General features: G+C 65.5%; 18 protein-coding genes. 12 read left to right on the top strand and 6 right to left on the bottom strand.

The genetic code is table 11. The features are described from left to right. Nucleotides 1-29 precede the first annotated feature (29 nt). Nucleotides 30-698, top strand: a complete 669-nt coding sequence (locus PSV26_RS07700) for a histidine phosphatase family protein (RefSeq protein WP_300569493.1) — start codon at nt 30-32, stop codon at nt 696-698. Here the strand turns inward: PSV26_RS07700 and cutA are convergent. The 4 genes from cutA to PSV26_RS07680 all read right to left on the bottom strand — a co-directional run bounded on the left by cutA (nt 693) and on the right by PSV26_RS07680 (nt 4,993). Next, the gene (gene cutA / locus PSV26_RS07695) at nt 693-1,028 is read right to left on the bottom strand and encodes a divalent-cation tolerance protein CutA (RefSeq protein WP_300569490.1); all 336 of its coding nucleotides are present in this window, start codon (nt 1,026-1,028) and stop codon (nt 693-695) included. The two genes, PSV26_RS07700 and cutA, sit on opposite strands and share 6 nt — an antisense overlap. A 12-nt stretch (nt 1,029-1,040) precedes the next feature. Further along, a complete protein-coding gene (locus PSV26_RS07690) occupies nt 1,041-2,393 on the bottom strand; it encodes a sorbosone dehydrogenase family protein (RefSeq protein WP_300569487.1) in 1,353 nt (450 codons plus the stop codon). A 126-nt stretch (nt 2,394-2,519) separates the two neighbouring features. Beyond that, entirely contained in the window at nt 2,520-3,326 is an 807-nt protein-coding gene (locus tag PSV26_RS07685) for a creatininase family protein (protein ID WP_300569484.1), read from the bottom strand. A gap of 23 nt (nt 3,327-3,349) precedes the next feature. Next, the gene (locus PSV26_RS07680) at nt 3,350-4,993 is read right to left on the bottom strand and encodes a DUF4080 domain-containing protein (RefSeq protein ID WP_300569481.1); all 1,644 of its coding nucleotides are present in this window, start codon (nt 4,991-4,993) and stop codon (nt 3,350-3,352) included. A 17-nt stretch (nt 4,994-5,010) separates the two neighbouring features. On the opposite strand from PSV26_RS07680, the gene PSV26_RS07675 reads away from it, so the two are divergent. From PSV26_RS07675 to priA, 8 genes are all read left to right on the top strand, one after another. Then, nucleotides 5,011-5,784 carry an alanyl-tRNA editing protein gene (locus tag PSV26_RS07675; protein WP_300569478.1) on the top strand — a complete coding sequence of 258 codons (774 nt, stop codon included), beginning with the start codon at nt 5,011-5,013 and terminating at the stop codon, nt 5,782-5,784. An 8-nt stretch (nt 5,785-5,792) separates the two neighbouring features. Next, nucleotides 5,793-6,131, top strand: a complete 339-nt coding sequence (locus PSV26_RS07670; protein WP_300519781.1) for a DUF167 family protein — start codon at nt 5,793-5,795, stop codon at nt 6,129-6,131. Between the two features lie 61 nt (nt 6,132-6,192). After that, entirely contained in the window at nt 6,193-8,346 is a 2,154-nt protein-coding gene (locus PSV26_RS07665) for a thioredoxin family protein (protein WP_300569556.1), read from the top strand. 40 nt (nt 8,347-8,386) lie between these two features. Next, nucleotides 8,387-9,025, top strand: coding sequence for a thioredoxin family protein (locus tag PSV26_RS07660; RefSeq protein ID WP_300569475.1), 639 nt, complete (start codon nt 8,387-8,389; stop codon nt 9,023-9,025). An 8-nt stretch (nt 9,026-9,033) separates the two neighbouring features. After that, nucleotides 9,034-9,480 carry a CoA-binding protein gene (locus PSV26_RS07655; protein WP_300569553.1) on the top strand — a complete coding sequence of 149 codons (447 nt, stop codon included), beginning with the start codon at nt 9,034-9,036 and terminating at the stop codon, nt 9,478-9,480. A gap of 46 nt (nt 9,481-9,526) precedes the next feature. Then, nucleotides 9,527-10,270, top strand: coding sequence for a hypothetical protein (locus tag PSV26_RS07650; RefSeq protein WP_300519776.1), 744 nt, complete (start codon nt 9,527-9,529; stop codon nt 10,268-10,270). A 181-nt stretch (nt 10,271-10,451) separates the two neighbouring features. Further along, nucleotides 10,452-11,552: a uroporphyrinogen decarboxylase gene (gene hemE / locus PSV26_RS07645; protein WP_300519773.1), complete on the top strand. Its 1,101-nt coding sequence runs from the start codon at nt 10,452-10,454 to the stop codon at nt 11,550-11,552. A gap of 365 nt (nt 11,553-11,917) precedes the next feature. Continuing rightward, nucleotides 11,918-14,068, top strand: coding sequence for a primosomal protein N' (gene priA, locus PSV26_RS07640; protein ID WP_300569472.1), 2,151 nt, complete (start codon nt 11,918-11,920; stop codon nt 14,066-14,068). 121 nt (nt 14,069-14,189) lie between these two features. Here the strand turns inward: priA and PSV26_RS07635 are convergent, their stop codons facing one another. Next, on the bottom strand, nt 14,190-15,143 hold the full coding sequence (locus tag PSV26_RS07635) for an AEC family transporter (RefSeq protein WP_300569469.1): 954 nt from the start codon (nt 15,141-15,143) through the stop codon (nt 14,190-14,192). Nucleotides 15,144-15,277: 134 nt separating this feature from the next. On the opposite strand from PSV26_RS07635, the gene PSV26_RS07630 reads away from it, so the two are divergent. Next, nucleotides 15,278-17,398 carry an ATP-dependent helicase gene (locus PSV26_RS07630; protein WP_300569466.1) on the top strand — a complete coding sequence of 707 codons (2,121 nt, stop codon included), beginning with the start codon at nt 15,278-15,280 and terminating at the stop codon, nt 17,396-17,398. Nucleotides 17,399-17,426: 28 nt separating this feature from the next. On the opposite strand, the gene PSV26_RS07625 is transcribed toward PSV26_RS07630, so the two are convergent. Then, the gene (locus PSV26_RS07625; RefSeq protein WP_300569463.1) at nt 17,427-18,245 is read right to left on the bottom strand and encodes a phosphate/phosphite/phosphonate ABC transporter substrate-binding protein; all 819 of its coding nucleotides are present in this window, start codon (nt 18,243-18,245) and stop codon (nt 17,427-17,429) included. 286 nt (nt 18,246-18,531) lie between these two features. Between PSV26_RS07625 and PSV26_RS07620 the strand changes: the two genes are divergently transcribed. Then, nucleotides 18,532-19,068: a hypothetical protein gene (locus tag PSV26_RS07620; protein WP_300519761.1), complete on the top strand. Its 537-nt coding sequence runs from the start codon at nt 18,532-18,534 to the stop codon at nt 19,066-19,068. After that, nucleotides 19,062-20,276 carry a phospholipase A gene (locus tag PSV26_RS07615; RefSeq protein ID WP_300569461.1) on the top strand — a complete coding sequence of 405 codons (1,215 nt, stop codon included), beginning with the start codon at nt 19,062-19,064 and terminating at the stop codon, nt 20,274-20,276. The genes PSV26_RS07620 and PSV26_RS07615 overlap by 7 nt, the downstream gene beginning before the upstream one ends. Nucleotides 20,277-20,480: the final 204 nt, after the last annotated feature.

Here is a 20,480-nt window from a genome sequence, read left to right as displayed (position 1 = left end):
GCACCTGCGGCACGCGCCACAATTTGGCCATGGGAACCCTTTACCTCGTGCGCCACGGCCAGGCCTCGTTTGGCGCTGACAACTACGATGTGCTGAGCAGCATGGGGCACAGGCAGAGCGTGCGTCTGGGGGAATACTTCAAGTACAAGGGCCTCACCTTCGACGCGGCGCTGACCGGCACGCTGAACCGCCAGATCCAGACCTTTGCCGGCATCTGCGAGGGCATGGGCATGGCGCTTGATGCATCGCGGCAGGTCGGGCTCAATGAATACGACGCGGAGGCGGTGATCGCGGCCATCCATCCGGCCCAACTAGAAAAGCCGACCTCGCCCGAAATGGTCCGCGGCCACTTCCGCCTGCTCAAGGACGGACTGGCGCAGTGGATGGCCGGCGTGGTCAGCCCGCGCGGCATGCCCAGTTACACCGATTTTGTGGCGGGCATCACCGGGGTGCTGGACCACGTCAAGAGCAGCTACAGCGGCAACGTGCTGCTGGTCTCCAGCGGTGGCCCGATTGCCACCGCCGTCGGCCATGTGCTGGGCACCAGCCCCGAGGCCACCATCGACCTCAACCTGCGCATCCGCAATTGCTCGCTGACCGAGTTTGCCTTCACGCCCAAACGCCACATGCTGGTCACCTACAACACGCTGCCGCACCTGGATGCGCCCGAACACGCGGACTGGATCACCTACTCATAAGGCCTGGTCGCCTGCTCCCAGCGTGGCAGCCCCCAGCCATTGCAGGTAGGCGTTTGCGCCCGCGCTCACCGGCACCTGCAGGATCTCCGGCGTTTCATACGGGTGCCGGGTAATGATGAAGGCCTCCACCTGCGCGTACAAGGCCGCGCGGGTCTTGATCAGCAGCAGGAATTCAGCCTCTTTCCGGCTCTTGCCCTGCCAGACATAAAAACTTTTCACCGGCATCACCTGCACACAGGCGGCCAGGCGGGCTTCCACCAGTTGCTGCGCCAGCATTTCCGCCGCGGCCTCGCTGCCCACGGCCGTCATCACCATGCAAACCGCATCCATGACTGACCGGCCCTAGCGCGGCGTTGTACCGGCCACGCGCCAGATGACATTGCCCACGTCGTCGGCCACCAGCAGCGCGCCGCGTTTGTCGAGGGCGACACCGACCGGCCGGCCCCAGGCCTTGCCGTCGGGGCTGACAAAGCCGGTCAATACATCGATGGGTTTGTCAGAGGGTTTGCTGCCGATGAAGGGCACAAACACCACCTTGTAGCCGCTCAGCGGCTTGCGGTTCCAGGAGCCGTGTTCGCCGACGAATACACCGCTGGCCAGCGCGGTGGGCAGCGTGTTGCCTTCGGCAAACACCATGCCCAGCGGCGCCACATGCGAGCCCAGCGCGTAATCGGGTGCTATCGCCCTGGCCACCAGGTCCGGCCGCTGTGGCGTCACCCGCACATCCACCGTCTGCCCGTAGTAGCTGTAGGGCCAGCCATAAAAGGCGCCGTCCTTCACCGAGGTCAGGTAGTCGGGCACCAGGTCGCTGCCGATCTCGTCACGCTCGTTGACCACGGTCCAGAGTGTGCCGTCGGGCGCCCAGCCCATGCCGTTGGGGTTGCGCAGGCCCGAGGCAAACAGGCGGCGCGTGTTGGTCTTGGGGTCGACCTCGTGGATGGCCGCGCGGTCGGTCTCGATGTCCATGCCGTTTTCACCGACGTTGCTGTTCGAGCCGACGGTGACGTAGAGCTTGCTGCCGTCGCGGCTGGCGATGACATTTTTGGTCCAGTGATGGTTCAGGCCGGCCGGCAGGTCCACCACCTTGACCGGCGTGGCCGTGATGGCGGTCTGGCCCTCTTCATAAGGCACCTTGACCAGTGCGTCGGCGTTGGCAATGAACAGTTCCTTGCCGACCAGCGCCATGCCAAACGGCGAGTTCAGACCCTGCAAAAACACCGTGCGGGTTTCGGCCTTGCCGTCGCCGTCCACATCGCGCAGCAGTGTGATGCGGTTGGCACTCGGCACGCCGGCACCGGCACGCTTCATGACCACTCCCATGATCCAGCCCTTGATGCTGAAGCCGGCGTCGGGCCGGGGCGGCTTGTTGCTCTCGGCGACCAGCACGTCACCGTTGGGCAGGGTGTAGATCCAGCGCGGATGGTCCAGGCCGGTGGCCAGGGCTGTCACCGTGGTGCCGGCCATGGGCTGCGGCATCACGCCTGCCGGCCAGCCCTGTGCCGGGGCAATGTTGACGGTGGGGATCAGCGACCTGACCGGCTGGGACAGCGTGGGTGTGACGCCCATATCGGCGCCGGCCGGCAGCTTGGTCGTGTCGCCACAGCCGCTCAGGCCCAGCACCAACGCTGCGCACAGCGGCACCAGCACGAAACGGGAAACAAGGGCGGCAGGGCGGGAAACAGGCGAGGCTGGCATGGTCAATCCTTGGTGGGTGATGGGGGGGCGCATGGGGACGCGCATCCTGCTGATTGTTGTCCCCGCACGCTGCTGTGTTCTGTCAGCTGAAGTCCCCAGTTTTTGTCAGGGCGGCGGGGCGGCGATTCAGGCCAGCGGCGGGAGCTGGCCGATCTCGCCCAGCAGGCCCGCCAGCGCCGCGCCGCTGGCTTGCAACACCGCCAGGCCTTTGTCGGCCGTGGCGGCCGCAGCATTGCCAGCCGCGCCCTGCAGGTTCAGGTCCTGCGCGGCCCAGGCCAGTTTGGCGCTGCTGCCGTTGCCGAGGATGGCGTGTTGCCGCGCCCGGTCCTGGCTGCTGGAGTGAAAGTTCTGCGCCAGCGCCATGTCCACCTTGTGCGGATGCAAGGCCAGCATCATGGAAGTTTCCACGTCGCCGCCATGCACGCCAAAACGTTCTTCGCCGGGGCCGAACAGCTGCTTCACGGCAGCCGGCAGCGGCAGGCTGAAGGTGTTGACGGTGAACACCGTCATGCCGAAACGCGCTCGCAGCTCCCGGCCGACGATGTCCAGCGTGGAGACATTGCCGCCATGGGCATTGAGAAACACCAGCTTTTTGATGCCGGTGCGCGCGACCGACTCACCCAGGTCGATCCAGCTCTGGATCAGGGTGGCCGCGCCCAGGGTCAAGGTGCCGGGAAAGGCAATGTGTTCGATGCTGCGGCCCACGGTCTGGGTCGGCAGGAAGAGCACGGCGCCGCTTTGGTTCAAGTGCGGCAAGCAATGCGCAAGCACACCGTTGACCAGGTCGGTGTCCACGCTGAGCGGCAGGTGCGGACCATGCTGCTCTATGGCGGCCACCGGCAACACGGCAAGGGTGCGCGCCAGGTCCAGCCGGGCAAAGTCGGGGCTTTTGAGATCGGCCCAAAAGTGGCTATGCAGGCTGGGGGTTGTCATGGCCGTATTGTGCCGCTTGCCGTTCAGGCAGCCGCAGCGGCCTGGCGAATGTCTTCGCGCAGGTTTTTCTGCTGGCTCAGGTGGCGGTTTTGCCGCCCGGTCAAGCGCTTGTCGGATGCCTCCGGCTTCTGCGCACCGCTGAGCAAATCCGCCAGGCAGCGCGGCCGGGCCCGGGCGCCGCTCGCCTGGTAGTCGACCAGCAAGGCGTCACGCACGGCTTGTTCATCGAGTCCACGCACCTGCGTCAAATGCGCAAACAGCAGGTCCACCAGTTTCTCCAGCGCAAATTCGTGCGTCTTGCCGGTGGTCTGCCAGAGCCAGTCGCTGAAGGCCAGGAAATGCCCGAAGGCCGAGCCGGGCGCAAGCAGCAGATCGAGGCTCAAGGCAAACCGGCCCGAGTTGGCGACCATGTCCCAGTAACGCGCAAAGCGCTTGATGCGTTGCATGGTCGCAAAATCCACTGTCGAGTTCTGCAGGATGGTGTAGGGCGTGTGCGGGTCGTAGGCCATCGCAAATTGCGCCGTGTGCCGCGTGATCGGTGTGCCGCGCAGGCGCTTGAGCACACCGAACTGGATCTCGTGCGGCGCGAGGGCGTGCAGGCGATCGAAGCCCTCGGCAAAACTCTGAAGCGTCTCGCCGGGCAAGCCGAAGATCAGGTCGGCATGCACATGGGCGCGGCTTTGCGTGACCAGCCAGCGCAGGTTCTCGGCGGTTTTCAGGTTGTCCTGCTTGCGCGAGATGCGTTGCTGCACCTCGGGGTTGAAGCTCTGGATGCCGACCTCGAACTGCAGCGCGCCCTCGGGAAACTGCGCAATCAGCTCTTTCAGGCGGTCCGGCAGGCTGTCGGGCACGACTTCGAAATGCACAAACACATCGGGTGCCTCGGCGATGCGGTCCAGGAAAAACTGCAGGATGCGCACCGAGTTGTCGATCTTCAGGTTGAAGGTGCGGTCCACAAACTTGAAGTTGCGCGCGCCGCGCCGGTACAGCGCCTCCATCTCCGCCATGAAGCTGTCCAGGTCGAAAGCCCAGGCGGTCTTGTCGAGCGAACTCAGACAGAATTCGCACTTGAACGGGCAGCCGCGCGAGGCCTCTACATAGAGCAGGCGCTGCGCCAGGTCTTCGGCCGTGTAGTCCTGGTAGGGCAGCGCCAGATCATCAAGCGGCGGCTGCTCGCCGGCAATGACTTTCATCAGCGGCTGCGGGCCCCCACCCGGTAATTTAAGCAGCGCGCGGCAAAGCTTGGGAAAACTCACATCGCCCCAGCCGGTGATGACATGGTCGGCCAGGCGGCAGATTTCCTGCTCCCCGACCTCATGGCTGACCTCGGGTCCGCCCAGCACAATCTTGATGTCGGGCCGCAAGGTTTTCAGCAGGCGCACCAGTTGCGTGGTTTCCACCACGTTCCAGATGTACACGCCGAGGCCGATGACTTCGGGCTGCAGCGCCAGCAGGTCTTCCACCATGCGGGTGGCGGGCTGGCCAATGACAAACTCGCGCAGCTGTGTCTGCGCGCGCAGGCCCGCGCCGCCATGCCTGTCCATGTTCGCCAGCAGGTAGCGCAGGCCCAGCGAGGCATGGATGTATTTGGCGTTGAGCGTGGCCAGGACAATACGCGCCCCGCCCCGGGGCTCAGGGATCACGGGCGAAGGCGCGAGGGAGTTCATGCCGGTATTATCAAACCATGACACAAACCCTGTTTCGTGATGACGCTTATCTGGCCGAATGCAGCGCAACCGTGACCGCGGTAACCGGCCAGGGCCTGGTGCTGGACCGCACCGTGTTTTACCCGCTGGGCGGCGGCCAGGCCGGCGACACCGGTGTGCTGGTGCTGGCCGATGGGCGCGAAATCCCCATCGCCGACACGCGCAAGGGCAAAAACGCAGAAGGCCAGTTCACCGAGGCGATCTGCCACCTGCCGGCCTTGCCGGACCCGGCCGCGTCTGTCGAGGCGCATCTCTCTGGTTTGGGCGTGCAGGTCGGTGATGTGGTGACCGCCCGCGTCGACTGGGCGCGCCGGCACCGGCTCATGCGTTTTCACACCACCACCCATTTGCTGTGCCACCTGGTGCCGCAGCTGGTCAACGGCTGCTCGATCACGCCCGACTATGCGCGGCTGGACTTCCACATGACGGACCCTCTGGACAAGGACGTTCTGAGCGCCGGCATTGCCCGCCTGGTGGCCGCGGCGCACCCGGTGACCGTGGGCAACATCAGCGACGCGGAGCTCGACGCCAACCCGGCCCTGGTCAAAAGCATGAGCGTGCAGCCGCCGCGCGGCAGCGGCCAGATCCGCACCATCCGCATAGGCGGCGCCGGTGCAGACGCCATGATCGACTTCCAGCCCTGCGGCGGCACCCACGTGGCCAACACCTCCGAGATTGGCGCGGTGGTGGTCACCAAAATCGAGAAAAAAAGCGCCACCACGCGCCGCATCGTCCTCGGCTTCGCTGCCTGATTTCTTCGATGCGTCCGAGAAATGCCACCGGCGACACCTTTTTTGCCTGGGACGGCGAGGTGCTGGTGGTCAACATCCTGGGCAAACCGTCGGCCAGCCGTGACGCGATCGGCAAACCCAAGGGCACCCAGCTCAAGGTCAGCGTGACCGCCGCGCCGCAGGCCGGCAAGGCCACCGACCACATGCTGCGTTTCCTGGCGCCCCTGTTCGGTGTGGCGGTCAGCGACATCGAGGTGGTCTTCGGCCAGGAAAACGTCAACAAGCAGCTGCGCATCCGCGCACCCAAAAAACTTCCGGCGGTGTTTGCGCAGCCCGCCCTGCCCACGGACCCTGCCGGACGACAATAGGGACCCGTACGCGGGCACCGTCCCAGGAACTAAAGGCCAGCGTGCCGCTCACACCATGACCATGATTTTTCACCGCTTCGCGTCCGCTCTGTTTTTGATAGCTGCCTGCGCTTTATCGACGGGCGCCACAGCCCAAATCAGCTTCACGAACAAGGCCGCGGTGAATGCCGTGGTCAGCACCGACCAGGTGCGTGCCGAACTGCTGGCCTGGGCGCCCGATGGTGTGGAGCCGGGCAAGCCGGTCTGGGTGGCCCTGCAGCTGGCGCACATTCCCGAGTGGCACACCTACTGGAAAAACTCCGGCGATTCCGGCCTGCCGACGCAGCTCGAATGGACGCTGCCAGCCGGTATCACGGCTGGCGACATCGCCTGGCCGACGCCGAAAAAGATACCGATTGGCACCCTCGCCAACTATGGCTACGAGGGCACGGTGCTGTTGCCGGTGCCGCTGACCGTGGCGCCCGGCTTCAACGCCGCCAACCTCGACATCCGGCTCAAGGCCAGCTGGCTGGTCTGCAAGAAGGAATGTATTCCGCAGGAAGGTGATTTTTCCCTGCAGATCCCGGTCCGGAGTTCGACCGGCAGCAGCAGCGGCCTGTTTGCCGCCGCTTTTGCCGCCAGCCCCCAGCCGCTGGCCGCAACCGGCAGCCAGGTGCAGGTCAGCGCCAAAGCCATCCAGGTGGTGCTCGCGGGTCTGCCCGCGCGCCTGCAGGGCAAAACCCTGGACTTTTTCCCCGAAACCGGCAGCGTGATCGAGCCCGCGGGCGCCTGGCAGCAAGCCTGGCGGGGCGCGGTGTGGACCGCGCAGCTGCCGCTCTCGAGCCAGCGCAGCGAAAGCCCGCGCGTGATGCCGGTGGTGGTGGCGCTGGACCAGAGCGCCTACCGCATCGAGCTGCCGGTCCGGGGCGACTGGCCGGCTGTGGCCGCCGCGGCCACGATGTCGCCGGCGCTGGAAGCGGCGCTCAAGGCCAATGCGGCGCTGGGCGCGGCGCCCACCGGCCCCAGCGCGCCGCCGCTCACGCTGCTCGCCGCCCTGCTGGGTGCGCTGCTGGGCGGGCTGATCCTGAACCTCATGCCCTGCGTGTTTCCGGTGCTGGCCATCAAGGTGATGAGTTTTGCCAAGGAGAAAAGTCGCGCGGCACGGCTCGCCGGCGGGCTGGCCTACACGGCCGGCGTGGTGCTGTCTTTTCTCGCGCTGGGCGCCCTGCTGCTGGGCCTGCGCGCCACCGGCGAGCAGCTTGGCTGGGGCTTCCAGCTGCAGAGCCCGGCCGTGGTGGCCGCGCTGGCTGTGCTTTTCACGCTGATCGGCCTGAACCTCGCGGGCCTGTTTGAGTTCGGCAGCTTTGTGCCCGGAAAGGTCGCCGGCCTGCAGGCTAAAAACCCGACGCTCAATGCCTTTCTGACCGGCGTGCTCGCCACCGCGATTGCCTCGCCCTGCACCGCGCCTTTCATGGGAGCCTCGCTCGGTTACGCCGTGGGCCTGCCGGCGACCCAGGCACTGGCGGTGTTCGGGGCCATCGGTCTGGGCATGGCCCTGCCCTACCTGGCGGCCAGTGCGGTGCCGGCAGTGGCGCGTGCCCTGCCGCGTCCGGGCGCCTGGATGGTGACCTTCAAACAGCTGATGGCGTTTCCGATGTTTGCCACCGTCGCCTGGCTGGTCTGGGTGCTGGGCCAGCAAAGCGGCATCGACGGCGCCGGCGCCCTGCTGGCGCTGCTGGTGCTGATGGCGCTGGTGTTGTGGTCGCTGACGCTGCGGGGCCGGACCCGGACTGTTGCTGCTACACTTTCGATAGCGCTTGGCGCTTTCGGGGTCTGGGCTGTGGGCCAAAATGTCATCAAACCCCTGGAGACTTCCAGCGTCGCCGCAACAGCCCCTGGGCGCTGGCAGGCCTGGGAGCCGGGCCGCGTGGACCAGCTCGCGGCCCAGGGCCAGAGCGTGTTTGTCGATTTCACCGCCGCCTGGTGCGTCACCTGCCAGTACAACAAGAAAACCACGCTGGCCGATGCCGATGTATTGGCCGACATGGATGCCAAAAACGTGGTGCTGCTGCGCGCCGACTGGACGCGCCGCGACCCCGCCGTGACCGCCGCGCTGGCGCAGCTGGGCCGCAACGGCGTGCCGGTGTACGTGATCTACAAACCCGGCCGCGCGCCGGTGGTGCTGTCGGAAATTCTGTCGGTTGCTGATGTGCGGGCCGAACTGGCCAAGCTGTAGAACCTGTCTGTCACTTCATTTTTCTGAAGGAGATCAAGTCATGTTGAATCACCCTGTCAATCGCCGCATTTTTTCCGGCGCGCTGGTCACCGCCCCGTGGGCAGCCGCCTTCACGCAGGCCGCCCACGCGGCCGTGGCCGTCGGCCAGGCCGCGCCGGACTTTTCAGCGCTGGACACAGCCGGAAAAACCCATCACCTCAGCGACTACAAGGGCAAGCTGGTGGTGCTGGAATGGACCAACCCCGGCTGCCCTTTTGTGCAAAAACACTACAACGGCAACATGCAGGGCCTGCAGAAAGAGGCGGTGGGCAAAGGGGTGGTCTGGCTGGCCATCAACTCGACCGAAACCGGCAGCAGCGACTACCTGGCGCCCGCCAGGCTCGCCGGCTGGATGGCGGGCAAACAGGCGGCCGCCAGCGCCACCCTGATGGACGAGTCGGGCAGCATCGGCCAGCTCTACAGCGCCCGGACCACGCCGCACATGTACATCATCAGCCCGCAAGGGCAGCTGGTGTATGCCGGGGCGATTGACAGCATTGCTTCAGCCCGGGTGGACGACATCCGGACCGCGACCAACCATGTGCGCCAGGGCTTGAACGAAGTACTGGCCGGCAAGGCCCTCAGTGTGGCAAGCAGCCGGGCCTACGGCTGCTCGATCAAATACAAGGACAAGGCGTGAGTTCCGGCGTGAGCCCGGTCCCGCCGGCCGAACGTCTGCCTTACATCCTCAACCATTGCCGCACGATTGCGGTGGTGGGCCTGTCGCCCAAGCCGCATCGCGCCAGTTTCGACGTGGCGCGCTACATGCAGGGTCACGGGTACCGCATCGTTCCGGTCAACCCGAATGTCAGCGAGGTGCTCGGAGAAAAAGCCTATGCCAGCCTGACGGAAGCGGCGCAGCACGAACACATCGACCTGGTGAACTGCTTTCGCAACAGCGAGGACATTCCGCCCATCGTCGAGGAGGCGATCGCCATTGGCGCCAAGGCCGTCTGGATGCAGCTCGGCATCCGCCATCCGGCGGCCGCCGCCCAGGCCGAAGCGGCAGGCCTGCTGGTGGTGCAGGACCACTGCATCAAGGTCGATCACAAGGTGCTGCAGTCGCGCGGCCTGCTGCAACCCCCCGCCGACTGAGGGGTCCCGCGCGGGTGGCATCCGGCGGCTCCGGGATAATCGCCGCATGCCTTCCCCGCGCCGGCCTCTGCTGGTGTCCCTGTCCTGTCTGCCGGCCTTGCTGCTGCTGGGCGGCTGCCTGCAGACCGCCCCGACCCACCGCGGCGAGACGCAGGTGGCGCCGCTGACCTCGGGCGAGCTGGCGCAATCGGATGTGAACCGCATGGCCAGCCTGGGCATGCGCGACAACCTGGGCAGCCTGTACCGCCTGCTGGACAAGCTGTACCGGCGCAACCCCGCCGAATGGCGCAAGACCGGCATTGACAGCCGCGAAGCGGCGGTCCGGCGCGTGCGCAGCGCCATCGACAGCCGCACACCCTGGCCGGAGCTGCTGGGCAAACGCGACATCGCCGCCCTGTCGCTGGCCCTGAGCCCCGACTTCAAGGGCGACCGTGTCGCCGCCTTCATCTATGCCAGCGCCGACATGCTGATCGTTGCACACAACGGCAAGACCGACTTCTACCTGGTCGACAGCCTGGACGCGCAATACATCTACAACGCCGCACGCAACATCGAGTCGGCCGTCTGGCTGCTGGCCTCACGGCGCAACCCGGCCGGCCAGCCCCTGCTGCTGGCCGACGAGATCTCCGAACGCGAACGCAACCTCAGTTTCGAGCGCGAGTTCGGCAAGGTCATCGGCCGGCTCGACCTGCTCTCCGAAGTCCTGACCGAGAAATACCGCCGCGCCGTGATCACCTATGTGCAGAGCCTGGCCGGCGCCTCGTTTCTGCAGTTCTTGCCGGTCAGATAAAGGCCCCCACGCTCCCCACTTCGTGTGGTTCGCTGCCCCCCGAGGGGGCGCTGCGCCTGCGGGCCGGCGGAGCCGGTCCCGCGGCCCCTGCTTGAAAAGACATCGCCGTGCGATCGCTCACCGAATACCGTTCGACCTGAGCTTGTCGAAGGATGCCCCCCCGACCTGAGACAATACAAGCATGTTTGCTCCCCTCCAAAACGACACTTTTTTGCGCGCCTGCCTGCGTCAGGCCACCGATTACACCCCCGTCTGGCTGATGCGTCAGGCCGGACGTTACCTGCCGGAATACCGCGCCAGCCGGGCCAAGGCCGGCAGTTTCATGGGTCTGGCGACCTCGCCCGACTACGCCACCGAAGTCACCCTGCAGCCGCTGGAGCGTTACCCGCTGGACGCGGCCATCCTGTTTTCCGACATCCTGACCGTGCCCGACGCCATGGGCCTGGGCCTGTCGTTTGCGCTGGGCGAAGGTCCGCGTTTTGCGACGCCGGTGCGCGACGAGGCGGCCGTGGCCCAACTCGAAGTGCCGGACATGGACAAGCTGCGTTATGTGTTCGACGCCGTCACCTCCATCCGCAAGGCGCTCCATGGCCGCGTGCCGCTGATCGGCTTTTCCGGCAGCCCCTGGACGCTGGCCTGCTACATGGTTGAAGGGGCCGGTTCGGACGACTACCGCCTGGTCAAGACCATGCTGTACCAGCGCCCCGACCTGATGCACAAAATGCTGACGATCAATGCCGACGCGGTGGCGGCCTACCTGAACGCCCAGATCGAGGCCGGCGCCCAGGCGGTGATGATTTTCGACAGCTGGGGCGGTGTGCTGGCCGACGCGGCCTTCCAGACCTTCAGCCTGGCCTACACCCAGCGCGTGCTGAGCCAGCTCAAGCGCAGCCATGACGGCGTGGTCATTCCGCGCCTGGTGTTCACCAAGGGCGGCGGCCTGTGGCTGGAGCAGATGGCCGGACTCGACTGCGAGGTGCTGGGCCTGGACTGGACCGTCAACCTGGCCCAGGCGCGGGCTCGGGTCGGTGCACGCATGGCGCTGCAGGGCAACCTGGACCCGAACGTGCTGTTCGCCAACCCGGTGCAGATCGAGAAGGAAGTGGCTGCGGTGCTGGACAGTTTTGGCCAGCCGCATGCAGACCTGCACAGCAGCGGTCCGACCCACATCTTCAACCTGGGCCACGGCATCAGCCAGCACACCCCGCCCGAAAACGTGGAGGTGCTGGTCCGCGCCGTCCATGCCTATTCCCGCCGCATGCGCACGGGAAACCCGCATTGATGCGGGTTTTGCCGCCTGTTAGCACAAATCCAGGCTCCGCAGACCGGACTTATTCACAAAATTTGTGCTGCGGTGCCGCATGAAGCTGTAACAAGTCGGTCTCCCGCTATCAAAGCCATAGCGCTTCTAAGTGCTTGATTCATATAGGATCTTTAAACTGCTTTTTTTGCGGGCAATTTAAGAAAAGCCTTGATTTATAAGGCCCGGACGCGTGCCGGGGCAATCTATCAACAAAGTTATCCACAGAAACCTTGGAAGACCGTCAAAGCTTTTTTAAATCAAGCACTTACAGCGATGTTCGCAAATGTATCTTAGGACTATCTGGTTAACTATCCCCTCTGTTCTCCCAATCGATCCACCCCAAAATGAGGTACTGGCTCAGCATCGTTGTCGCCACCCCCGCCCACAGCAGCGTGGCCGGGCCGCTGACCTATAGAAGCGAGTGGCCGCTTCCGCCGGGAAGCCTGGTGCGGGTTCCGCTGGGCAAACGCGAAGTTCTGGGCGTGGTGTGGGAGTTGTTGCCAGACAGCGGCGACCTGCCGGAAAGCCAGTCCAAAGCGGTGCTGGGCGCGCTGGACGGCCTGGCGCCCCTGTCAGCCACCTGGCGGCGGCTGGTCGGTTTCACCGCGAGCTACTACCAGCGTTCGCTCGGCGAGGTGGCACTGGCCGCGTTGCCGCCGCAACTGCGCGAGCTGAGCACCGTACAGCTGGCACGCCGGCTCAAGCGGCCGGTGGCCCCCTCGCCGGACACCCCGAATACTACTGATTTGATAGCACTCAGCGCAGAACAGGAAAGGGCTATTGCCGAATTTGATGCCGATACCCGGCCGGCGCTGCTGTTTGGCGCCACCGGCAGCGGGAAAACCGAGGTCTACCTGCGCGCCGCCGCGAAAGTGCTGGCCGGCGACGCCAGCGCCCAGGTGCTGGTGATGGTGCCCGAAATCAACCTGACGCCCCAGCTGCAGGCGCGTTTCGAGGAACGATTTGCCCACCTCGGCAAAGCCCAGGTGGTGGCGCTGCACAGCGGCCTGACACCGGCGCAGCGCCTCAAGAGCTGGCTCGCCGCCCATGCCGGCCAGGCGCGGCTGGTGCTGGGCACCCGCATGGCGATTTTTGCGTCCCTGCCCAATCTGCGCCTGATCGTCGTCGACGAGGAACACGACCCGAGCTACAAGCAGCAGGAAGGCGCGCGTTATTCGGCGCGGGATCTGGCGGTTTACCGCGCCATGATCGAAAGCTCGCCGGACGCCCCGGCGGCAAGCGCCGATGCCAGGCCGGAGCACGAAGGCAAGCCGGCCGGTATTTGCCGGGTTTTGCTCGGTTCGGCGACGCCTTCGCTGGAAAGCTGGCAGGCGACCATGGTGGACCGCTACCAGCGCCTGACCATGAGCGAACGAATCGGCGGCGCGGAGCAACAAGGCAGCCTGCCGGCCGTCAGGCTGGTCGACATGAACCACCAGCCCAAACACTGCACGATCGCGCCGCCGCTGCTGGACGCGATCGCCCAGCGCATTGCGCGCGGCGAGCAGTCGCTGATTTTCCTGAACCGCCGCGGTTACGCACCGGTGCTGGCCTGCCACGACTGCGGCTGGAAAAGCGAGTGCCCGCATTGCAGCGCCTTCCGGGTGTTCCACAAAATTGACCGTACCCTGCGCTGCCACCACTGCGGCTTCACCGAACGGGTGCCGCGCGCCTGCCCGGCCTGCGGCAACATCGACATCGCGCCCGTGGGCAAGGGCACGGAGAGGCTGGAGGAACACATCGCCGAGCTGCTGGCGGGAGTCACGCGGCCGGACGGCAGCCCCCTGCGCATTGCACGCATCGACGCCGACACCACGCGCCTGAAGGGCGCGCTCGAATCGCAGCTGGCCAGCGTGCATGCGCGCGAGGTCGATGTGCTGGTTGGCACGCAGATGATAGCCAAGGGCCACGACTTTCGCCACATCACGCTGGTGGCTGCCATCAACCCCGACGGCGCCTTGTTCTCGAGCGATTTCCGCGCGCCCGAGCGCCTGTTCGGCCTGCTCATGCAGGCCGCCGGGCGCGCCGGGCGCGACGCCGACCATGGCGAAGCCAGCGAGATGTGGGTGCAGACTTTCCATCCGCAGCACCCGTTGTTTGGCGCGCTGAAAAAACACGACTACCCGACGTTTGCGGCGCAGGAACTCAAGGAGCGCGAGGCGGCCGGCATGTCGCCCTTCGGCTTTTCAGCCCTGGTGCGCGCAGAAGCCCGGGACCAGGCGGTGGCCCAGGGTTTTCTGAATGCGGCAGCAGCGGCCGCGCAGGCGCAGCAACTGCCCGGGATAGAGGCGGTCACGCCCTACCCGGCCGTACCCATGACCATCCAGCGCGTGGCCAACATCGAGCGTGCCCAGATGCTGGTCGAAAGCCCCTCGCGCGCGGCGCTTCAGCGTTTCCTGGCGGCCTGGCAGCCGCTGCTGCACGAGACGCGCAGGCAGGCCGAATTCAAAAGTCTGGTGCGTTGGGCGATCGACGTGGATCCGCTGGCGATCTAACGCCCCCACGCTCCGCCGCTGCGCGGGTCGCTGCCCCCGCCCGAGGGGGCGCTGCGCCTGCGGGCCGGCGGAGCCGGACCCGCGGCCCCGGCTTGACTGAAGAGCCCCTACTTCAGCTTTCTCAGGTCAGCAGCGCCACCGCCGCTGAAAAAGTGAAAAACGCCAGCACCGTGGACAGCAGGATGATGCGGGCAATGCGGCCGTTGTTGGCGCCAAAACGTTCGGCCAGCAGCGACACGTTGCTGGCACTCGGCAGGGCGGCCACCAGCACGATCACCGTCAGGGCGAAGGGTTGCAGCGGCACCCCCAGCTGGATCGCGCCCAGGCCCACCAGACCGACCAGCAGCGGGTGCAGCACCAGCTTGATCAGCGCCACCGGCACATAGTCCCGCACGGGAATGGTTTCCACGCTGTTCATTTGCGAGCGTGCCAGCACCGCGCCTATCGTGAACAGCGCCACCGGCGAGGCGGCATCGGCCAGCAGGGCCACCGTCTGCATCACCGGTCCCGGCAGGGCCAACCCCAGTCCCGACGCCAGGGCGCCCAGCAGGATGGCCCAGGGCATGGGGTTCAGCGCCACACCCTTGAGCGCGTTTTTTGCCGCGACCTCTGCGCCATGGATATCGGCTGAATCCAGCCGCGACAGCGCAATACACAGCGAACTGGTCACCAGCAGGTCCACCACAATGGTGACGATGGCCGGCCCCGCCGCCTGCGCGCCCAGCAGCGCCACCAGCAAGGGAACCCCCATGAAACCGGTGTTCGGGAAAGCCGCGACCAGCGCGCCGAACGATGCGTCGTTCCAGCCGATGCGCCGGTTGCGCGTCACGGCGATCGTGAACGCCACCATGATCAGCGCGCACAGCAGGTACACCGCCACCAGCCCGCCGTCCAGCAACTGCGCCACCGGCGTGTTCGCGCCAAAGCGGTACAACATGCAGGGCAGCGCGAAATACAGCACAAAGGTGTTCAGGCCCGGAATCGCAGCCTGCGGCAGCAACCCGCGCCGCGCCGCCAGATAGCCACACAGCACCAGCGCGAAGAAGGGAAAGGTGACCAGGAGAATGCTTAGCACAAGACGTATTGTCACCGCCAAAGAGGCCCCCCAGAGGACTGGCTATGATGACCCGCTTGCGTCCATCTTTCAGCCAGCCCCGTGACGGGTGGCTGCAACTGCTTCGGCCCTTCCTGTTCGCCCCTCTTCACTGCATGTCGTCCCCCCCGCCCTTTGCATCGCCCCAGGCCCACGGCCTGAACCTCGCCCAGCAGGAAGCCGTCAACTACATGCATGGCCCCTGTCTGGTGCTGGCGGGTGCGGGTTCCGGCAAGACACGGGTGATCACGCACAAGATTGGCCGCCTGATCCAGGCCGGCTTGCCGCCGCAGGAGATCGCGGCCATCACCTTCACCAACAAGGCCGCGGCGGAAATGCGCGAACGGGCCAAAAAACTGATCGGCCAGCCGGCCCGGGGCGTGCTGATCTGCACCTTCCACGCGCTGGGCGTGCGCATGTTGCGCCAGGACGGCGAGGTGCTGGGGCTGAAGAAGCAGTTTTCCATCCTGGACAGTGACGACGTGACCAGCATCCTGAAGGACGCCGGCGGCAGCACCGACGCCGCCACGGCACGGCAATGGCAATGGACCATCAGCGCCTGGAAGAACAGCGGCCTGAATGCGGCCCAGGCCGACGCCCAGGCGGCCAGCGACGAAGACCGCCTGGTGGCCCGCGTGATGGCGCGTTACGAAGAGCGACTGACGGCCTACCAGAGCGTGGACTTTGACGACCTGATCGGGCTGCCGCTCAAGCTGCTGCGCGAGCATGAGGCCGTGCGCGACAAGTGGCAGGTCTCGATGGGCCATGTGCTGGTCGACGAATACCAGGACACCAATGCCACGCAGTACGAGGTGCTCAAGCTGCTGGTCGGTGCCAGGGGCCGTTTCACCGCCGTGGGCGACGACGACCAGTCGATTTACGGCTGGCGCGGCGCCACGCTGGACAACCTGAAAAAGCTGCCGCTGGACTACCCCAGCCTCAAGGTGGTCAAGCTCGAGCAGAACTACCGCTCCACCAGCGCCATCCTGCGCGCGGCCAACAACGTGATTGCCCCCAACCCCAAGCTGTTCCCCAAGACGCTGTTCAGCGAACTGGGCGAAGGCGAGCCGGTGCGCGTGGTCGATTGCGACAGCGAGGAGCACGAAGCCGAACGGGTGGTGGCGCGCATCCAGAGCCTGCGCGCCGAAGGCACGCTGCAGGCGGTGGGCGGCCAGCACAAGGAGTGGGGCGACTTCTGCGTGCTGTACCGCGCCAACCACATGGCCAAGCCGTTTGAAAAGGCCTTCCGCAAGGCGCAGATCCCCTACAAGGTCTCGGGCGGGCAGAGCTTTTTCGACCGCGCCGAAATCAAGGACCTGTGCAGCTGGATGGTGCTGATGGTCAACAACGACAACAACGCGGCCTTCATCCGCGCTATCAAGACACCCAAACGCGGCATTGGCCACACCACGCTGGGCGCGCTGAGCACCTTTGCCGAGCAATACAAGCTGAGCTTGTTCGAGTCGCTGTTCAGCAATTCCCTCAGTGCCGTCCTGCCGGCCAAGGCGGTCGGGTCGCTGCATGAATTCGGCCGCTACCTCAACGACCTCGAATACCGCGCCCGACGCACGGTGGGCGCCGAGGATGCGCGCGCTTTTCTCACCGCCTGGCTCAAGGACATCGACTACGAAAAACACATCTACGACAGCGAGGACAGCGAGAACGTCGCCGCCGCGCGCTGGACCAACGTGATGGACTTCTGCGACTGGATGGCGCAGCGCTGCGGCGGCCAGATCGACGACACCTCGGGCGCGGTAGTGGCCGCGGAAACCAAGACCATGCTGGAGGTGGTGCAGACGATTGCCCTGCTGTCGACCATCAGCGAGCGCGAAGGCGACCAGAACGTCGTGACCCTGTCCACGCTGCACGCGGCCAAGGGACTCGAGTGGCCGCATGTCGTGCTGGCCGGCGTGAACGAGGGCCTGCTGCCTTTCAAGCTCGGAGACGATGACGGGACCAATACCGGCGAGATAACGCAGCGTCTCGAGGAAGAGCGGCGCTTGATGTACGTCGGCATCACCCGGGCCCAGTACACACTGTCGGTCAACTGGCTGCGCCGGCGGAAAAAGGGGCGTGACACCGTCGCCGGCGTCCCCAGCCGCTTTATTGCCGAGATGGGCCTCGACAAGACCACGGTCAGGGAAGACCCGCGCGAAAAAATCAGGGCACTGCGCGCTGAATTTGCCAAAAAATCGGCCGACGCCCTGGCGGCCGCGGCTGCAGCCGAAGAGCGCTAAAGGAGCGGGGTGGGCGCCGCCCCTGGGTTCAGATCCCCAGCCACGTCCCGATGCCGACCAGCGCGTTCTGGTCGAACTCGATGAAGCCCTGCACATTCAGGGCTTCCAGGCGTCGCTTGCCCTCGGCGCTCTGATCCAGGCCGACAAAGTACTCGGTCACCAGGGCGCGCTGGGCGGCCGACATCTTGCCGCTGGCCAGCAGGTGCTTGATCGGCACGGGTTTGCTGCTTGCCAGCACTTTGCCACCCTTGTCCTGCCAGTCCTTGACCACCGCACGCGAAGCACTGACGCCAACCTTGACCAAGCCGTGCTCCACCATGAAGGGCACGGCGTCCTGCAGCTTGACATAGGTGGTTTCCAGCGGCTGCGGGCCCAGGGCGTCACGCAGCGTGGCCCGCATGATCACCGAGGTGATCGAATCTTCGTCGGGCGCACCCACTTTCATGCCCTTCAGCTCCGCCAGCGCTTTCAGGGGCGAGTCGCCGCGCACCATGAAGGACGCGCGGTATTCGGTAAACCCCTTGGTGAGTGCAACCAGGTTGTAGCCATTCTTGGTCATGGCCCGGATCGCGTGGTGCGCCGGGTGCACCCAGGCGAGGTCGTAGCGTTGATCGGCCAGGCCCGCCGCGAGTTCCTTGTAGTCGGTCACCGCCTGCACCTTGACCGGTCGCTTGAGCAATTTGCCAAGGTCCTCGGAAATCTCCCTGAAACGCTCGACGGTGGCTCCCGGGTTGACCCGGTAAGTCACGCCCTCGTTCACCGCGAAAAGCAGCGGACCGCTCTGCGCCCACACCTGACCAGCCCCCAGAAACAGCGCCAGCGCGCCAACCCACAAACGTCGATTCATTGTTTTCTCCCTGAAAATTAACTAAAAATACCCACTTGAAGTTACATACTGTTTCACTTTAGGTACTTTGGACCTCTTTGATGTAGGTGTAAACACCGAATCGTCCAGGAGTCGTCGTTGGGGCCGACAAACGTTGCTTTCATGCAGAAAGCATGGCGGCATAAATGCCCGGGCGAAGGCAGCCGGGAATGGGACTTCCCGGCGGACTGCGGTACAGTCCCCGGTTGCCTTGCCCTTGCAGGTCCGAGAGCCCCGCAGCCAGACGGCGCCGCCCCCGAAAATACCCATGCCATTGACCTTTCCCAGATCTGCTCTTGTTTTTATAGCTGCCAGCGCCGTCATCACGGGGGCAAACGGTCAAAACAACCCGGACCTGCAGGCACCGCGCGCAGGCTCGCCCGGCATGTCGGCCTGTCCGCCCGTCACGCAACTCAAGGCGGCTTCCATCCACGGCACATGGCGGGTCCGGTTCGCGCCAGCGCCGGCAGGCTTGCCTGCCGACGCCACGCTGCGCCTGGAGCGGCACGCAGAATTCAGCGAGAGTGTGGCGGGCTTCGTCACCCGCGAGCTGGGGCCCACGGCCGTCCAACCCGCCGGGGGCGGCCACGCGGCGAAGGCGCAGCTGGCCGGCGACCTGGAAGACGGACACCTGACCCTCGACGAGTCCTCCAATGGCATCAGCATCACCGGGGCATGGAACGGCAAAATGGTGGAAGGGACCTGCGGAAGAAAAATTTCCGGAACCTGGAAGGACATGAGCAGCAGCGCCCCGGCCGACGCACCCGATATACCGTTCACGCTGGAAAGGGTCTCCGGATGGTAGTCATCACCCAACCAAAACGCAGCCGCCTTGCAGCAGCCTGGTTATATGCAGCACTGCTGGCCGCAGGCACGGTGCAGGCCCAGACCGGCAGCGTCACGCCAACCGTGCCGGAGCGCAACAATCGCCAGGGCTGGCAGGCCTGCCACGCCATGAGCGGCGATGCCGCCGCGCAGCTGGCCTGCTTCAAGAGCTGGGCGGCCTCGCAATTGCCGGCCGACACGCCGCCGCCCAGCCTGACCACGGCGACCGCCAATGCCGACACCGGACAGGAGTCCGCCCAGGTCCTGCTGCTGCCGGCCATGAACACCGAGGCCCCGGATGGCAAGAAACTCGGCTGCCGCAACACCAGGTATTCCGAGCTGTCCCGCTTCTGGGAGCTGCAGCGTGGCAGCGATTGCGACACCTTCGGCCTGCGCGGCTACCGCCCCATCAGCGTGATGTGGTCGGGATCGAACAGCGTCAACAACCAGCCGAGCTCGCCGGCGCCAGGATACTCGGCGAGCACGACCTCCAACTTCAGGCGCAACGAAACCCGTCTTCAGCTGTCGGTGCGTACAAAGATCGCCAAGGGCCTGATGGTTTCGGGCGGCGACGATGAATCCAGCATCGATTCGCTGTGGTTCGGCTACACGCAGCAAAGTTACTGGCAGCTGTTCAACAGCGCGGCTTCGCGGCCGTTCCGCACCACCGACCATGAGCCCGAGCTGGTGTACATCTATCCGCACCAGATCGATCTGGCCGGCGGCTGGAAGTACCGGCTCAGCGGCCTCGGTCTGAACCACCAGTCCAACGGCCAGGGTCTGCCGCAGTCACGCAGCTGGAACCGGGTCTACCTGATGGGTGCGGCCGAAAAGGAACTCGGCGGCGACAGCCGGCTGGACCTGCAGGCACGCGTCTGGCAACGTGTGCGCGAACGCTCGGGTCAGGACGAAAACCCCGGCATTTCCGATTACATCGGCCGGGCCGAGGTGGCCGGGCACTGGCAGATCAACCGCACACACTCCCTGGGCCTGACGCTGCGCCATTCGCTCAGATCCGAAGCCCGTGGATCAGCCCGGCTGGAATGGATGAAGGCGTCCACCTCGATCGCCGACAGCGCCGCCCTGCGTTACCACGTGCAGCTGTTCAGCGGCTACGGCGACAGCCTGGTCGACTACAACCGCCGCAGGACGGTTCTCAGCGTCGGGCTGAGCCTGGTGGACTGGTAGGGCAGACGAGCTGTCCGACGCGTAGCCGCAGGCGAAGAATGGCCCGGGCGGCTTGCCTGCCGCACCAGAGCCCGTCCACCGTAGCCATCGCGTGATTCTTTTCATCAAATAAACCTGCAGCCCAGCATGGGCGTGCGCATGCAGCTATTAATTCAATAGCACAATGCGGCCGTGGCGTTCAAACCGGGCGACCCAGGCGTTTGT

Origin of the sequence: Polaromonas sp., assembly GCF_029945685.1 — a bacterium.
Taxonomy (GTDB): Bacteria; Pseudomonadota; Gammaproteobacteria; order Burkholderiales; family Burkholderiaceae_C; genus Polaromonas.
Note: the sequence above shows the minus strand (reverse complement) of the source record. Positions and strands in the feature narration are given on the sequence as shown.

What these genes read in the sequence shown, in the direction of transcription:
- PSV26_RS07625 (WP_300569463.1), bottom strand. Translation starts at nt 18,245, where the DNA reads ATGAATCGACGTTTGTGGGTTGGCGCGCTGGCGCTGTTTCTGGGGGCT.
- PSV26_RS07650 (WP_300519776.1), top strand. Translation starts at nt 9,527, where the DNA reads ATGCCTTCCCCGCGCCGGCCTCTGCTGGTGTCCCTGTCCTGTCTGCCG.
- PSV26_RS07665 (WP_300569556.1), top strand. Translation starts at nt 6,193, where the DNA reads ATGATTTTTCACCGCTTCGCGTCCGCTCTGTTTTTGATAGCTGCCTGC.
- hemE (WP_300519773.1), top strand. Translation starts at nt 10,452, where the DNA reads ATGTTTGCTCCCCTCCAAAACGACACTTTTTTGCGCGCCTGCCTGCGT.
- PSV26_RS07675 (WP_300569478.1), top strand. Translation starts at nt 5,011, where the DNA reads ATGACACAAACCCTGTTTCGTGATGACGCTTATCTGGCCGAATGCAGC.
- PSV26_RS07615 (WP_300569461.1), top strand. Translation starts at nt 19,062, where the DNA reads ATGGTAGTCATCACCCAACCAAAACGCAGCCGCCTTGCAGCAGCCTGG.
- PSV26_RS07670 (WP_300519781.1), top strand. Translation starts at nt 5,793, where the DNA reads ATGCGTCCGAGAAATGCCACCGGCGACACCTTTTTTGCCTGGGACGGC.
- PSV26_RS07700 (WP_300569493.1), top strand. Translation starts at nt 30, where the DNA reads ATGGGAACCCTTTACCTCGTGCGCCACGGCCAGGCCTCGTTTGGCGCT.
- cutA (WP_300569490.1), bottom strand. Translation starts at nt 1,028, where the DNA reads ATGGATGCGGTTTGCATGGTGATGACGGCCGTGGGCAGCGAGGCCGCG.
- priA (WP_300569472.1), top strand. Translation starts at nt 11,918, where the DNA reads ATGAGGTACTGGCTCAGCATCGTTGTCGCCACCCCCGCCCACAGCAGC.
- PSV26_RS07620 (WP_300519761.1), top strand. Translation starts at nt 18,532, where the DNA reads ATGCCATTGACCTTTCCCAGATCTGCTCTTGTTTTTATAGCTGCCAGC.
- PSV26_RS07690 (WP_300569487.1), bottom strand. Translation starts at nt 2,393, where the DNA reads ATGCCAGCCTCGCCTGTTTCCCGCCCTGCCGCCCTTGTTTCCCGTTTC.
- PSV26_RS07685 (WP_300569484.1), bottom strand. Translation starts at nt 3,326, where the DNA reads ATGACAACCCCCAGCCTGCATAGCCACTTTTGGGCCGATCTCAAAAGC.
- PSV26_RS07680 (WP_300569481.1), bottom strand. Translation starts at nt 4,993, where the DNA reads ATGAACTCCCTCGCGCCTTCGCCCGTGATCCCTGAGCCCCGGGGCGGG.
- PSV26_RS07630 (WP_300569466.1), top strand. Translation starts at nt 15,278, where the DNA reads ATGTCGTCCCCCCCGCCCTTTGCATCGCCCCAGGCCCACGGCCTGAAC.
- PSV26_RS07660 (WP_300569475.1), top strand. Translation starts at nt 8,387, where the DNA reads ATGTTGAATCACCCTGTCAATCGCCGCATTTTTTCCGGCGCGCTGGTC.